Source organism: Streptomyces sp. NPDC004838 (assembly GCF_053600955.1).
On record NZ_JBSGAW010000017.1, the window covers coordinates 1 to 14,219 of the forward strand.

Sequence of the window (14,219 nt, forward strand, 5' to 3'; positions counted from 1 at the left end):
CCACTCGACCGACCAAGACCAGTCGGCCTCAACGGGAGGACCCAGAACAATGCGTAAACAAATCATCGCGGTGGCCGCGAGTGCATCCCGGGAATCCCGGGACCGCGGCGGCCGGCTCCCCCACCCCCTGATAACCCCGCCCTCCGGAACTCCCCGGCTCCGCCACCGGAGCCCCTCACCCCACCACATGATCAGGACCCCATGAACAAGCGCCTCATCGCCCTGTCCTCGTCCGCCGCCGCGCTCGTGCTCGCCCTCAGCGCCTGTTCCGGCGACGGCGGTGACAGCGGCTCGGACGCCTCGTCCGGCACCACCGCCATCAGCCATATCCACGGCGTCGGCATCCACCCCTCCGACGGCAAGCTGTACGTCGCCACGCACAACGGCGTCTACACCCCCGGCGAGGACGGGAGCCCGCAGCTCGTCGGCGACCGCGAGGACGACTTCATGGGATTCGCCATCGGCGCGCAAGGGGCCTTCCTGGCCAGCGGGCACCCCGCCCCCGGCCGTGACGCGCCCGCCAACCTCGGCCTCATCGAGAGCACCGACATGGGCAAGACCTGGAAGGACAAGTCCCTCTCCGGCGAGGTCGACTTCCACTCCCTCGACTACGCGCACGACACCGTCTACGGCTACGACAGCACCAATGGGCTCCTCCGCGTCAGCAAGGACGGCGTGACCTGGGAGAAGCGGAGCGCGCTGCGGGCCGTGGACATAGCCGTCAGCCCCAAGGACCCGGACACCGTCCTCGCCACCACCGAGGACGGGCTCGTCCGGAGCACCGACGGCGGCAGGACCTTCGCGGCGGGCGAGCAGCCGCCCCTGCTGGCGTTCATCTCGTGGACCGGGCCCGACTCCCTCTACGGCATCGACCCGTCCGGGAAGCTGAGCGTCAGCACCGACGGCGGCACCTCCTGGAAGGAGGCGGGCACCGTGCCCGGCGGACAGCCGCAGGCGCTGACCGCCGTCGACGCCACACGGCTCGTCGCGGCGACCCAGGACGGGGTGTACGAGTCGAAGGACGGCGGCAAGACCTTCGACAAGCGCCTCGACGTCTCCTCGGGCGGCGGCCACTGAGGAACCCGCCGGGGCACGGTCCGTCCGCCCCGCCCGGCAGGCTCGGCCGGGCGGGCGGGCGGGCGGCGGACGTCCGCTCGTACGCGCGGGCGCGGTCGACCGGTCCGCGACGATCCGCCGCCGACCATCGACGGCCGGATGGGCAACGATCACCGGACCTGCCGACGTACGTCCACGGAACGCGTCCGCCCCGCCCGGACGATCGCCGAGCGGGGCGGAGCGGACCAGGTCGACCGGAGACGACCGGGCGTGACCGAGGGATCAGCCCAGGGACGCGATCGCCTCCTTGAAGGCCGCCGACGGGCGCATGACGTCCGCCGCCTTCGCGGGGTCGGGCTGGTAGTAGCCGCCGATGTCGGCCGCCGAGCCCTGTACGGCGATCAGCTCGCCGACGATGGTCTCCTCCTGCTCGGAGAGCGTCTTCGCGAGCGCGGCGAACGCCTCCGCGAGCTGCACGTCATCGGTCTGCCCGGCCAGCTCCTGGGCCCAGTACAGCGCCAGATAGAAGTGGCTGCCGCGGTTGTCGATGCCGCCCAGCCTGCGGCTCGGCGACTTGTCCTCGTTGAGGAAGGTGCCGGTGGCGCGGTCCAGGGTGTCGGCGAGCACCTGGGCGCGCGCGTTGCCCGTGGTCGTCGCCAGGTGCTCGAAGCTGACCGCGAGCGCCAGGAACTCGCCCAGGCTGTCCCAGCGCAGGTAGTTCTCCTTGACGAGCTGCTGGACGTGCTTGGGCGCGGAGCCGCCCGCGCCGGTCTCGAAGAGTCCGCCGCCGTTCATGAGCGGGACGACCGAGAGCATCTTGGCGCTCGTGCCCAGTTCCAGGATCGGGAACAGGTCGGTCAGATAGTCGCGCAGGACGTTTCCGGTGACCGAGATCGTGTTCTCGCCGCGGCGGATGCGCTCCAGGGAGAACGCGATCGCGTCGACGGGGGCCATGATCTCGATCCGCAGACCGTCGGTGTCGTGCTCGGGCAGATAGGCCCTGACCTTCTCGATCAGCCGGGCGTCGTGGGCACGGCCCTCGTCCAGCCAGAACACCGCCGGGTCGCCGGTCGCACGGGCACGGGTGACCGCGAGCTTGACCCAGTCCTGAATGGGCAGGTCCTTGGTCTGGCACATCCGGAAGATGTCGCCCGCGGACACGGCCTGCTCCAGCACGGCGTTCCCGGCGGCGTCGACGACCCGCACGGTGCCGGTGGTGGCGATCTCGAAGGTCTTGTCGTGGCTGCCGTACTCCTCGGCCTTCTGCGCCATGAGGCCGACGTTCGGCACCGAGCCCATGGTGGCGGGGTCGTACGCGCCGTGCGCGCGGCAGTCGTCGATGACGACCTGGTAGATGCCGGCGTAGCTGCTGTCCGGGAGGACCGCGAGGGTGTCGGCCTCCTCGCCGTCCGGGCCCCACATATGGCCCGAGGTGCGGATCATGGCCGGCATGGAGGCGTCGACGATGACATCGCTCGGGACGTGGAGATTCGTGATGCCCCGGTCGGAGTCGACCATCGCGAGCGCGGGGCCCTCGGCGATCTCGGCCTCGAAGGACGCCTTGATCGCGGGACCCTCGGGCAGCGACTCCAGGCCCTTGAGGATGCCGCCGAGCCCGTCGTTCGGGCTCAGTCCGGCGGCGGCGAGCGTCCCGCCGTGCTCGGCGAACGTCTTCGGGAAGAAGGCCCGTACGGTGTGGCCGAAGATGATCGGGTCGGAGACCTTCATCATGGTGGCCTTGAGGTGTACGGAGAACAGCACGCCCTCGGCCTTGGCGCGGGCGACCTGGGCCGCGAGGAACTCGCGGAGCGCCCCGACGCGCATGACGGACGCGTCCACGACCTCGCCCGCGAGCACGGGGACCGACTCGCGGAGCACGGTGGTGGTGCCGTCGTCGCCCGTCAGCTCGATCCGGAGCGAACCGGCCTCGGCGACGACCGCGGACTTCTCGGTGGAGCGGAAGTCGTCGGCGTCCATGTGGGCGACGTTGGTCCGGGAGTCGGACGACCACGCGCCCATGCGGTGCGGGTGGGCCTTGGCGTAGTTCTTGACCGACGCGGGGGCACGGCGGTCGGAGTTGCCCTCGCGCAGGACCGGGTTGACGGCGCTGCCCTTGATCCGGTCGTACCGGGCGCGGACGTCCTCGTCCTCACTGGTCTTCGGGTCGTCCGGGTAGTCCGGGAGCGCGTAGCCCTGCTGCTGAAGCTCGGCGACGGCCGCCTTCAGCTGCGGGATGGAGGCCGAGACATTGGGCAGCTTGATGATGTTCGCGCCGGGCGTCTTGGCCAGCTCCCCCAGCTCGGCGAGCGCGTCGTCGATGCGCTGCCCCGCCTCCAGGTACTCGGGGAAGGCGGCGATGATCCGCCCCGCCAGGGAGATGTCACGGCTCTCCACGGCGACCCCCGCGGTCGAGGCGTACGCCTGGACGACGGGCAGGAACGAGTACGTCGCCAAGGCCGGGGCCTCGTCGGTGTGCGTGTAGATGATGGTCGAGTCAGTCACCGGGTGCTCCGCTCCACGTCTGCAACATTGCTCGACATCAAGATATCTCGTGGGCGGCCCCCTCTCGACAGGACCCCGCTCCTGCCCCTGTCGGAGCCCTCCGGCACGCGCCACGCCGATTTACCTGTACTGAGAAGTGACCTTGGTCCACTTCGTGGCTTACCGTGATGGTTAACCGATCAAGTACCACTCAGGATCGCTTCAGGAGGCGCCTCCATGTCCGACGCTGACCCCCGGTTCGCTTCCGCAGCAGACGTTCGCGCCCGTATCGACACGGGCAAGCCGCACTCCGCGCGATTCTGGAACTACTTCGTGGGCGGCAAGGACAACTACGAGGTGGACAGGGAGATCGGGGACCAGATCAAGGAGATCTTCCCCGGCCTGGTCGACGTGGCCCGCACCAGCCGGCTCTTCCTCGGGCGGGCGGTCCGGCATCTCGCCGGGGAGCAGGGCATCCGGAACTTCCTCGATGTGGGCACCGGGCTGCCGACCGCCGACAACACCCACGAGGTCGCCCAGCGCGTGGCGCCGGACGCGCACATCGTGTACGTCGACAACGACCCGCTGGTGCTCGCGCACGCCCGTGCGCTGCTCACCAGTACGCCCGAGGGCAAGACGGCCTACATCGACGCCAATCTGTACGAGCCGGAGACGATCCTCGCGGAGGCGGGGCAGACGCTGGACCTCTCCCGGCCGGTCGCCCTGATGCTCCTCAACGTCCTCGGCCATGTCGCCGACTACGGGCAGGCCAAGAATCTGGTCACGGACCTCATGGCGGGTCTGCCGTCGGGCAGCTATCTCGTGATCAGCGACAGCACCGCCACCAGCGAGGGAATGATCGCGGCGTCGGACGCGTACAACTCCAGCGGAGCCGTCCCCTACTACGTGCGCTCCGTCGAGGACATCGCCGGGTTCTTCGACGGGCTGGAACTGGTGGAGCCCGGAATCTCCCGTGTCACCGAGTGGCGGCCGGAGGGCGGCGGTCCGGCCGAGGCCGTCGACGCCTACTGCGGGGTCGGCCGCAAGCCGTAACCACCGCCCGCGCGCGGCAGTCAGCGGCAGTCCCCGGCGCTCCGGAACCGCGGGCCGGGCCCCCGGAGTTCACCGGTGCGCCCGGCCCCGGCCGTCGGCGCCGGGGACTGCCGCGCGGGGGCACCGGGCTCTACCGTGGTCCGCATGATCAGACCCCCACGGATCGCGACGACCGCAGCGCTCGTCCTGACTCTCGCGCTACCCCCCACCGCCGCGTCGGCCGTGCCGAACGCGCTCCCCGGCGGGCCCACCGCCGCCGTGGCCGCTCCCTCACCACCGGAGACCGGCCGGACCGCACCGTTCCGACTGCCCCGCCCCACCGGGCAGTTCGGCGTCGGCAGTTCGGTGTTCCATCTCGTCGACTATTCCCGTACGGACCCCTGGGTGCCGAGCGCGGGAGAGCGTGAGCTGATGGCGACCGTGCACTATCCCGCCGCACGGCACGGCTTTGGCGCGACCGCGCCGTACGCCACCGCCGAGGAGACCACGCTCCTGCTGAAGGGGATCGGCGTCGACTCCCCGGACGCGGCGGCGCAGTTGAGCGCCGGACGGACCAACAGCCGGGCGGACGCCCGTCCGGCGAAGGGGCGTTTCCCGCTGGTCGTCCTCTCGCCCGGCTTCAGCGTGTCCCGGTACACGCTCACCCATCTCGCGGAGGATCTCGCCAGCCGTGGGTACGTCGTCGTCTCCGTCGACCACGCCTACGAGTCGTTCGGCATATCGATGCCCGGCGGCCGGACGCTGACCTGTGTCGCGTGCACCGCGCTGGACGAACAGGGCGTGCCCGCCAGTGTCGTGACGACGACGCGCGCCGAGGACGTGTCCTTCGTACTGGACCGGCTCACCGGCCCCGGTTCGCCGTGGCGGCACGCCCGGATGATCGACGAGCGCCGGGTGGGAATGGCCGGGCACTCGATCGGCGGGGCGAGCGCCGCCACCGCGATGGCGGGCGACCGGCGGGTGCGGGCGGGCGTCAACATGGACGGCGCGTTCTGGGAGGAGCTGCCGCCGGGCGGGCTGAACGGGCGGCCCTTCATGATGCTGGGCACCGATGACGAGGTGCACCGGCCGGGCGGGACGGACTCCTCCTGGGACCGGATGTGGCCCACCCTCGACGGCTGGAAGCGCTGGCTGACGGTGGCCGGCGCGGAGCACGCCAGCTTCGCCGACTTCCCGGCCATCACCGAGTACTTCGGGATGCCTCAGCCCCCGCTGGGCGCGGAGCGGGCGGTCTCGGTCGTCCGCGCCTATGTCGCGGCGTTCTTCGACCGGCATCTGAAGGGCGTGCCACAGCCGCTGCTCAAGGGACCGGACCCGGCGCACCCGGAGGTGAAGTTCCACCGTCCCTGAGAGACCCGACGGCCCTGAGAGACCCGACTGCCCTGCCACGCAACCGCCCTGCCGCCCGACTGCCCGTTGGTCCAGACCTCTTGACGGAAGGTCTGGACCAACTTACGTTGAGCGCATCACCCCCACGTACGTCTCCCGGCCCCCCACATCCCAGGAGGTGAGCGTGTTCGGCAGGGCCTCCCCCCACCTGATACCGGTATGCCCCGCCCTCTTCGCATGCCGCCGGCCGCCGGATGAACGGCGCCGGTGCAGGCAAGAAGGGAGCACAGCATGACCGGTCGGATGCCCCGCCTCCTGGGAATCGGCCTCGCGGCGGCTTTCGTCGTGCAACTGCTGGCCGCCGCCGCCCCCAGCACATCGAGTGCGGCGACCGCCCCACGTGCCGAGCGCGCCCCGAGCGCGGCCGCGGCCGAGACCTGTGCGGTCAAGTCCAAGCCCACGGGCAAGGTGCTCCACGGATACTGGGAGAACTGGGACGGAGCGGTCAACGGCGTTCACCCGCCGCTCGGCTGGATCCCGATCACCGACTCCCGTATCAGCGCCCACGGTTACAACGTGATCAACGCCGCCTTCCCCGTCATCCGCTCGGACGGCACCGTCCTGTGGGAAGACGGCATGGACAATACGGTAAAGGTCGCCACCCCCGCCGAGATGTGCGAGGCCAAGGCCGCGGGCCTGACGATCCTGATGTCCATCGGCGGCGCGACCGCCGGAATCGACCTCAGCTCCAGCGCGGTCGCCGACCGGTTCGTGGCGACGATCGTGCCGATCCTGAAGAAGTACAACTTCGACGGGATCGACATCGACATCGAGACCGGTCTCGTCGGCAGCGGCAACATCAACCAGCTGTCGCCGTCACAGGCCAACCTCATCCGCATCATCGACGGCGTCCTCGCGCAGATGCCGTCGAACTTCGGCCTGACGATGGCGCCCGAGACGGCGTATGTCACCGGGGGCAGCGTGGTGTACGGCTCGATCTGGGGCGCGTACCTGCCCATCATCAAGAAGTACGCGGACAACGGCCGGCTGTGGTGGCTCAACATGCAGTACTACAACGGCAGCATGTACGGATGCTCCGGTGACTCGTACTCGGCCGGGACCGTGGCGGGCTTCACCGCGCAGACCGACTGCCTCGACCGGGGCCTCGTCATCCAGGGAACCACGATCCGGGTCCCCTACGACAAGCAGGTGCCGGGCCTTCCGGCACAGCCGGGCGCCGGCGGCGGTCATATGTCGCCGAGCCTCGTCGCGCAGGCGTGGAACAGGTACAACGGCGCGCTCAAGGGCCTGATGACCTGGTCCATCAACTGGGACGGCTCACGCGGCTGGACGTTCGGCGACAACGTCAAGGCGCTCCAGGGCCGCTGACGCCCGGTCCGCGCCGCACACGGCGTACCGCTCGCCCCCGCGTCGACGGGAGTGAGCGGTACGCCGACGCCCACCCCCGGATCGCGGCCCCGGCCGGCACGAGCCGCCGCGCGGGATCGTGGGGGCCGCGTCGTTCACCGCGTACACGGCGGCCGCCGCCTCCGTCGCGCTGGGGCCGGCGGGTGGTCCCGTACTGGCGCTGCTGGACGGAGGGCTCGCGCCATGACCCGCGCCGCCGGTGGCGGGGGCTCGGGTCGGTCCCGTACGACGGACCGGCGCGCGACCTGCCGCCGGCCCGGGGCGTCCGGGACACACGCCCCCACCAGCGAGTATTGGTCCAGACCTTTACGGCGCGGCGGGTGAACTTATAGCGTGCTGCCCGATGGGACGCATGCCGTGGTTCCATCAACCCCCCACAAGGAGTCACACGTTGACAGGGTTCCTGTCGGCGTCCCCCACGCCGCACCGCACAGTCGTCCCGTCCACCGGCCCCGCCCTCACGCCGTCCCCCAACGGCAGCGTCGTATTACCCGTCGCCCCCACCGTCATGGGCCGAAGTCCATGCCGATGAACGGGCCCGGCAGACACCGCAGGAGCGAACCCCTCATCGGAGCCGCTCTGGGCCGCTACCGCCGCTACAGCACCACCGTGCTCCGCGTCTCCGTCGGACTCGTCTTCATCGGTTTCGGCGTCCTGAAGTTCGTGCCGGGGGCGAGCCCGGCGCAGGACGTCGCCACCAGGACCATGGACGTCCTGTCCTTCGGCCTCGTACCTGCGGAGGCGTCCCGGCCGCTGCTGGCACTGATGGAGACCGTGATCGGGCTGGGGCTGGTCAGCGGGGTGCTGCTGCGCCTGGTCCTCGCGACCTTCTTCGTCCATATGGCCGGGGTCTTCTCCGCCCTGCTCCTGCTGCCGGGAGAGATGTGGAACGAACAGACGGCGACCCCCACCCTGGAGGGCCAGTACATCATCAAGAACGTGGTGCTGATAGCCGCCTGCCTCACCGTGGCGGCCGATCAGGGACTCACGGGAGCGGCCCGGTACCGCACGGACTCGGTGGACCGCCGGGTCATGGTCGGGACGGCGTCGTGCGGCCGTACGGGCGCGGTGGACGCGGTGGACGCGAAGGCCGGACCCTGCTGTCAGGACCCGGCCCTCCACTCCGGGCCGGTCGGTCCCGAAGTCAACGGCAGTGAGCGGGAGCGTGTTTGACGCGCTCCCGCCGGCAGGCGGCCGGTGGCCGGTGGCCTTCACCGGCGATTGTCAGTAGCGCGTGGCAGGATCCGGGGCCAGGCTTTCGGACCGCGCGCACACCGCGCCAGGACGTCAGGAGTTGCACCGTGGAATGGACCCTCGAACTCGTGGTGGTTCCCGTCACAGACCTCGAACGCGCCAAGGACTTCTACGCGAACCGGTGCGGGTTCACGGTCGACCACGACTCCGCCATGGGCGATGGGGTGCGGGTCATCCAGCTCACACCACCGGGATCGCGCTGTTCCATCGCCATCGGGACCGGCATTCCGCCCATGCCGGGGACGCGCTCGACGACGCCGGGCGAGTTGCAGGGGCTTCAGCTGTGCGTCCTGGACATCCGGACGGCTCACAAGGAGTTCACCGAGCGCGGAGTCGAGGCGAGTCCGATCCACCATCTCGGGGCGGAGGGCTGGGCCGAGGGGTACCGGGAGGACGACTGGAGTTCCTTCTTTCACTTCACCGACCCCGATGGCAACGGCTGGTACGTCCAGGAAGCGCCCACCTCTCTCAAGAAGCGCCAGCCCTTCTGATCCTCACCGCCGCGAACGCGGTCGGCACGGGGCGTGCCCCATGCCGACCGTGTTCGTACCGTCCGCGGGCCGCCATGCGTGCGGGGCACGGACAGCTCACGGACGGGCGGTACCGGGCGGTACCGGGTGGTCGGCCCGCTCAGCGCTTGAAGGCGACGAATCCCCACTGCTCGACCGGATCCCCCGTCACCGGCTCCTCGGGACGCCACAGGCTGATCGAGCCGAACCCCGGCTCGACCAGATCGAGGCCGTCCGAGAAGGAACGCACCACGTCGGAGGGGCGGGAGATGTAGGGCAGGGCTCCGCCGCTGGCGTACTCGTCCGATCCGGCACGGGTCTCCGGCGTCTCGATCGTGTCGCACAGGATGAGGCAGCTGCCGACGGGAAAGGCATCGAGATAGGCGGTCAACAGGGCGGCGGCGTCACGGTCGTCGGCGACATGGCCCAGGGTGGAGAGCAGCATCAGGGCCACGGGCCGGTCGAGGTCGAGGGTCTTCCCGGCCTCCTCCAGAACGGTGGCGGAGTCCGTCAGGTCCGCGTGGATGTAGTCCGTGGCCCCCTCGGGCCGGCTGACCAGCAGCGCGCGGGCGTGGGCCAGCACGATCGGGTCGTTGTCGACGTACACGATCCGCGACTCGGGCGCGGCCTCCTGGGCCACTTCATGGGTGGAGTTGGCGGTGGGCAGTCCGGTGCCCAGGTCGAGGAACTGGCGTATCCCGGCCTCTCGGGCCACGTACCGCACCGCCCGTGCCTGGAAGGCGCGGGAAGCGCGGGCGATGTCGATGATCTGCGGGAACATCTCCTCCATCCGCGCGCCCAGGGCTTGGTCGACGGGGTAGTTGTCCTTGCCGCCCAGCCAGTAGTTCCACACCCGCGCCGAATGCGGCGTACTCGTGTCAATCAATTCCGCCGGGTCCTGCTGCTCCGCACCATCCATCGGGCTCTCCTCGTGTCAGCCCCCGCACAACCCGTACGGGGAACGTACCTATGTTTCACCACAGATCATGTAAACACCAACGGTCCGGCGTACAACTCCCTTGCCGAACGGCCCTGATGGGCCGCGCGGAACCCCGTCCCGGCCCGTCCGCGGCAGCCGTGGCAGCCGCGGGCCCCGGCGCGGCGAAGGGCTTTCAGTAGACTCCGGAGGTTCCGGCCATCGCACATGGGCCGGGACGGCGGGTCAGAACGTCGGGGCAGAACATCGGGTCAGGGCGTCAGGTCCGGGCGCGGGTCGCAGCGTCGGGCCGAAAGACAGAGGAGGACATCGTGCCGACAGCGGACGAACTGATCGGTGAAACGACGGTCGGTGAGCTGGCCGAGCGGCTGACCAGGTCGAACGGAGGCATTCCGGCCGAGGAGGTCGCGCGACGCGCCGCCCGGCTGACCGGACTGTCGTTCAGCGGGCGCGTCGCCGCGGTCAGGGACGCCGTGCTCGCCGATCTTCCCGAGGAGTACACGGCGTTCGCCGCGGTCATCGAAACGGCGCTCGGGGAACCGGGCTTCACCGGCTGGATGACGGCTCCCGTCAATGAAGCGGTCGCCGTGCGCGGGCTGGAGGCATTCGAGCCCGCCCTCGCGCTCCTCGCCGAACTCACCCCGCGGCTCACCGCGGAATCGGCCGTCCGGCCCTTCCTCCGCGCGGATCAAGGCCGCGCCCTCGAGACCGTCATGGAGTGGACCGGCCACTCCGACGCGCACGTCCGCAGGCTCGCCAGCGAGGGAACCAGGCCCCGGCTGCCCTGGGCTCCCCAGTTGCCCGCGCTGATCGCCGACCCCACCCCGGCGCTTCCCGTGCTGGACGCGCTCTACCGCGACGAGTCCGAGTACGTCCGCAGGTCGGTGGCGAACCACCTCAACGACATCAGCCGTGACCACCCGGCGATCGCGGTCACAGCCGCCGGACGCTGGCTTGACTCCCCCGCCGCCACGACGCCCGGCGTGGTCCGGCACGCGCTGCGAACCCTCGTCAAGGCGGGCGACGCGGACGCCCTCACCCTCCTCGGCCACAGCCCGGACGCCCCCGTCGCCGTCGAGGGGCCGCATATCCGCACCCCCGCGATCAGCGTGGGCGACCATCTGGTGTTCGACTACGCGGTGACCAACACGGGCAAGGGGACGGCGCATCTCGTCATCGACTATGTGATCCATCATGTGAAGGCCAACGGCTCGCGTACCCCGAAGGTCTTCAAGCTCACGACGCGGCCCCTGGCCCCCGGCGAGCGGTGGGCCGGAACGCGCAGACACTCCTTCAAGCCGATCACCACCCGCCGCTACCACGCGGGCGTCCACCACGTCCAGGTCCAGGTCAACGGGCGGCCTCACGGCGAAGCGCGGTTCACGCTCGCCACCGGGCCGGGCACAGTCTGAGGGACCGCCGCACAGCCTCCGGCCGAAGGGACCGCCCCGCACCGCGCAGACCGCCGCACAGCCTCCGGCCGAAGGGACCGGCGCGCACCGGGATCCGGCGGACCGGCGCGCCGCGCACCGGTCAGCCCGGTCGCGGAGGGACCGCGCGCCGGGTCCACGACAGACCCCGTCCAGGGGTGTCAGCCGCTCGTGGCGTGGAACAATTCAATAGGGGCGAAATGAGCAGATATGAGCCAATATCAAGCAGTTCCTGAGAACTCGGCCGGTCATCCGTCACGCGCGTACACCGCGACCGTGGCCGCGGACAGAGGCGGCACGGTGACGAGGTGGGACGACGGGGCCCGGCTGATGCTGGGGTACCGCGCCGCCGAGATCGTGGGGCGGGCCGCGGCCGATGTGCTGGGCTCCCAGGTCACCGACGCGGCACAGCCGGTACTCGACGAGCGCAAGCGGTGGAGCGGCACGGCGGTACTGCGGCACCGGGACGGCCACAGCCTGGACGTATGGCTGCTGGCCTACCGGCGGCAAGACGACGGCGGAGGCACCGAGTGGCTCCTCGCCTCCGCTCCGCGACAGGTTCTCGGCCCCCTCCCGGGCGAGGACCGCGCACTGGCGGAGTGGGGATTCGACCAGTCCGCCTGCACCGTGGCCCTCTTCGACAGCGATCTGCGGGCGGTACGGGCCAACGCCGAGATGGAGCGCGCGGCCGACATCACCCAGGACCGGATGAGGGGCCTGCACCTCAGCGAGATCGTGAGCGATCCCAGCAGCGAGCGGGTCGAGCGGGCCATGCGCGATGTGCTGAAGACCGGCGAACAACGGCGGGTGGAGACATATGTGCAGGTGCCGGGCGAGAGGCGCGAGCACACCTGGTCGGTCAACCTCTCCCCTCTGAAGGACGCGGCGGGCCGGGTCTGCGGTGTCTGTCTGGCCGCACACGACTGGACCGAGTACTCCTCGGCCCGGCAGCGGCTGCTGCTGGTCAACGAGGCCGGCAGCCGTATCGGCAGCACCTTGGACATCACCCGTACCGCCGAAGAACTCGTCGACGTGGCCATGCCCCGGCTCGCGGACTACGCCGCGGTCGATCTGCTCACCTTCATCGATCAGGGCGACGAACCGCCGTCGGACCCGCTGACCGGCCCGATCACCATGCGCCGTACCGCGATGCGCCTGGTCACCGGCGCGCCTCCCCAAGGCATGCTCCGGCTGGGGGACACCACCGTCTACCCCGTCTCGTCGCCCGCGGCCGAGTGCCTGACCACCGGCCGGCCCGCGGTGTACGAGATGACCGAGTCCACTCTCGCCGGCTGGACGGTCAAGGACCCGGCGAGGGCCACCCGGATCCGGCTGTCCGGATCGCATTCGGTGATGGTGGTGCCGATGCGCGCCCGCGGGGTCACCCTGGGTATGGCCCTCTTCGCCCGGAGCAGGCGTCCGGCCCCCTTCTCGCCGGACGATGTGCTGCTCGCGGAGGAGATCACCGCGAGGGCCGCCGTCTGCATCGACAACGCCCGCCGTTATGCCAGGGAGCGCCGTACCGCCGAGACCCTTCAGCGCAGCCTGCTGCCGCAGGCGCTGCCCGACCAGGCGGCGCTGGAGATCGCCAGCCGCTATCTCCCCGCGGGCGGCCGGGCCGGCGTGGGCGGCGACTGGTTCGACGCGATGCCGCTCTCCGGCGCACGGGTGGCCCTGGTCGTCGGCGATGTCGTGGGACACGGCATCCAGGCGTCCGCCACCATGGGCCGGCTGCGCAGCGCGGTGTGCACCCTGGCCGATATCGACCTGCCGCCCGACGAACTGCTCACCCACCTCGACGACGTCGTCATCCGGCTGGGCGCCGAGGACGCCAAGGCCGGAGCCGAGGCCGCCGGGGACGTCGGCGCCACATGTCTGTACGCGGTCTACGACCCGGTCTCTCGGCATTGCGTCCTGGCCAGCGCCGGGCACCCCCTGCCGGTCGTGGTCGGCCCGGACGGTGCCTCGGACATCCCGGACCTCCCCATCGGCCCGCCGCTCGGCCTGGGCGGTCTGCCCTTCGAGACCGCCGAATTCGACGTCCCGGAAGGGAGTCTGCTGGCGCTCTACACCGATGGTCTGATCGGAGCGCGCGGGCGCGACATCGACGAGGGGCGGGATACGCTGCGCCGGATCCTCGCCCGTCCCGGCCAGTCGCTGGACGATCTGTGCGACGCCGCGCTCGCCGCACTGCTGCCCGACCGTCCCGACGACGACAGTGTTCTGCTCGTCGCCCGTACGCGCGGTCTCAGCGACTGCCAGGTCGCCACCTGGGAGGTGCCCGCCGAGGCGACCTCCGTCGCGCGCGCCCGGACGAACGCCGCCGAACGGCTGACCGAATGGGGGCTGGACGAACTCGCCTTCACCACCGAGCTGGTGGTCAGCGAGCTGGTCACCAACGCCATCCGCTACGGGCTGCCGCCCATCCAGCTACGGCTGATCCACGAACGCACCCTGATCTGCGAGGTCTCCGACGCCAGCTACACCACGCCGCATCTGCGCCGGGCCCGTGTCTTCGACGAGGGCGGGCGCGGGCTGCTGCTCGTCGCCCAGCTCACCCGGCGCTGGGGCACCCGGTACACGTGCACCGGCAAGACCATCTGGGCCGACTTCTCCCTGACGGACGCCTGAACCCACCGCCCGTCGCCTCGGGGCGTGGCCCCGGCGGGCAGGGGCGTACGGCGAGGGCTCGACGGAACGCGGGAGCAGAGTGCGGGGCCGGTTCGCAGACGGTTCGGGGGG

At 70.8% G+C, this 14,219-nt stretch carries 10 protein-coding genes; 8 read left to right on the forward strand and 2 right to left on the reverse strand.

Annotated elements, in window-relative coordinates; translation table 11 throughout:
- Positions 1-201: 201 nt before the first annotated feature.
- Positions 202-1,077: a F510_1955 family glycosylhydrolase gene (locus ACWEFL_RS19985; RefSeq protein WP_451714219.1), complete on the forward strand. Its 876-nt coding sequence runs from the start codon at positions 202-204 to the stop codon at positions 1,075-1,077.
- Positions 1,078-1,338: 261 nt separating this feature from the next.
- Here the strand turns inward: ACWEFL_RS19985 and ACWEFL_RS19990 are convergent, their stop codons facing one another.
- On the reverse strand, positions 1,339-3,558 hold the full coding sequence (locus ACWEFL_RS19990; RefSeq protein WP_451714221.1) for an NADP-dependent isocitrate dehydrogenase: 2,220 nt from the start codon (positions 3,556-3,558) through the stop codon (positions 1,339-1,341).
- A 216-nt stretch (positions 3,559-3,774) separates the two neighbouring features.
- Between ACWEFL_RS19990 and ACWEFL_RS19995 the strand changes: the two genes are divergently transcribed.
- The 5 genes from ACWEFL_RS19995 (at position 3,775) to ACWEFL_RS20015 (ending at position 9,092) form a co-directional block, all read left to right on the forward strand.
- The gene (locus ACWEFL_RS19995; RefSeq protein WP_451714224.1) at positions 3,775-4,590 is read left to right on the forward strand and encodes an SAM-dependent methyltransferase; all 816 of its coding nucleotides are present in this window, start codon (positions 3,775-3,777) and stop codon (positions 4,588-4,590) included.
- A gap of 144 nt (positions 4,591-4,734) precedes the next feature.
- Complete coding sequence (locus tag ACWEFL_RS20000; protein WP_451714227.1) at positions 4,735-5,940, forward strand: alpha/beta hydrolase family protein; 1,206 nt, start codon at positions 4,735-4,737, stop codon at positions 5,938-5,940.
- A 270-nt stretch (positions 5,941-6,210) separates the two neighbouring features.
- Positions 6,211-7,308, forward strand: coding sequence for a chitinase (locus ACWEFL_RS20005; protein ID WP_451714230.1), 1,098 nt, complete (start codon positions 6,211-6,213; stop codon positions 7,306-7,308).
- Positions 7,309-7,869: 561 nt separating this feature from the next.
- On the forward strand, positions 7,870-8,520 hold the full coding sequence (locus tag ACWEFL_RS20010) for a DoxX family protein (RefSeq protein WP_451714233.1): 651 nt from the start codon (positions 7,870-7,872) through the stop codon (positions 8,518-8,520).
- Positions 8,521-8,648: 128 nt separating this feature from the next.
- Positions 8,649-9,092, forward strand: coding sequence for a VOC family protein (locus ACWEFL_RS20015; protein WP_451714235.1), 444 nt, complete (start codon positions 8,649-8,651; stop codon positions 9,090-9,092).
- A 139-nt stretch (positions 9,093-9,231) separates the two neighbouring features.
- Here ACWEFL_RS20015 and ACWEFL_RS20020 read toward each other — a convergent pair whose 3' ends face one another.
- Positions 9,232-10,029 (reverse strand): SAM-dependent methyltransferase, encoded by a 798-nt coding sequence (locus ACWEFL_RS20020; protein ID WP_451714238.1) that lies wholly within the window; start codon positions 10,027-10,029, stop codon positions 9,232-9,234.
- A gap of 329 nt (positions 10,030-10,358) precedes the next feature.
- Between ACWEFL_RS20020 and ACWEFL_RS20025 the strand changes: the two genes are divergently transcribed.
- Together ACWEFL_RS20025 and ACWEFL_RS20030 are read left to right on the forward strand one after the other, a co-directional pair.
- Complete coding sequence (locus tag ACWEFL_RS20025) at positions 10,359-11,459, forward strand: DNA alkylation repair protein (protein ID WP_451714241.1); 1,101 nt, start codon at positions 10,359-10,361, stop codon at positions 11,457-11,459.
- 294 nt (positions 11,460-11,753) lie between these two features.
- Positions 11,754-14,108, forward strand: a complete 2,355-nt coding sequence (locus ACWEFL_RS20030) for a SpoIIE family protein phosphatase (protein ID WP_451714242.1) — start codon at positions 11,754-11,756, stop codon at positions 14,106-14,108.
- Positions 14,109-14,219 lie beyond the last annotated feature (111 nt).

Excerpts from the sequence above, each read along its gene's own strand:
- ACWEFL_RS20020 (WP_451714238.1), bottom strand. The coding sequence starts at position 10,029 with ATGGATGGTGCGGAGCAGCAGGACCCGGCGGAATTGATTGACACGAGT.
- ACWEFL_RS19985 (WP_451714219.1), top strand. The coding sequence starts at position 202 with ATGAACAAGCGCCTCATCGCCCTGTCCTCGTCCGCCGCCGCGCTCGTG.
- ACWEFL_RS20000 (WP_451714227.1), top strand. The coding sequence starts at position 4,735 with ATGATCAGACCCCCACGGATCGCGACGACCGCAGCGCTCGTCCTGACT.
- ACWEFL_RS20005 (WP_451714230.1), top strand. The coding sequence starts at position 6,211 with ATGACCGGTCGGATGCCCCGCCTCCTGGGAATCGGCCTCGCGGCGGCT.
- ACWEFL_RS19995 (WP_451714224.1), top strand. The coding sequence starts at position 3,775 with ATGTCCGACGCTGACCCCCGGTTCGCTTCCGCAGCAGACGTTCGCGCC.
- ACWEFL_RS20010 (WP_451714233.1), top strand. The coding sequence starts at position 7,870 with ATGCCGATGAACGGGCCCGGCAGACACCGCAGGAGCGAACCCCTCATC.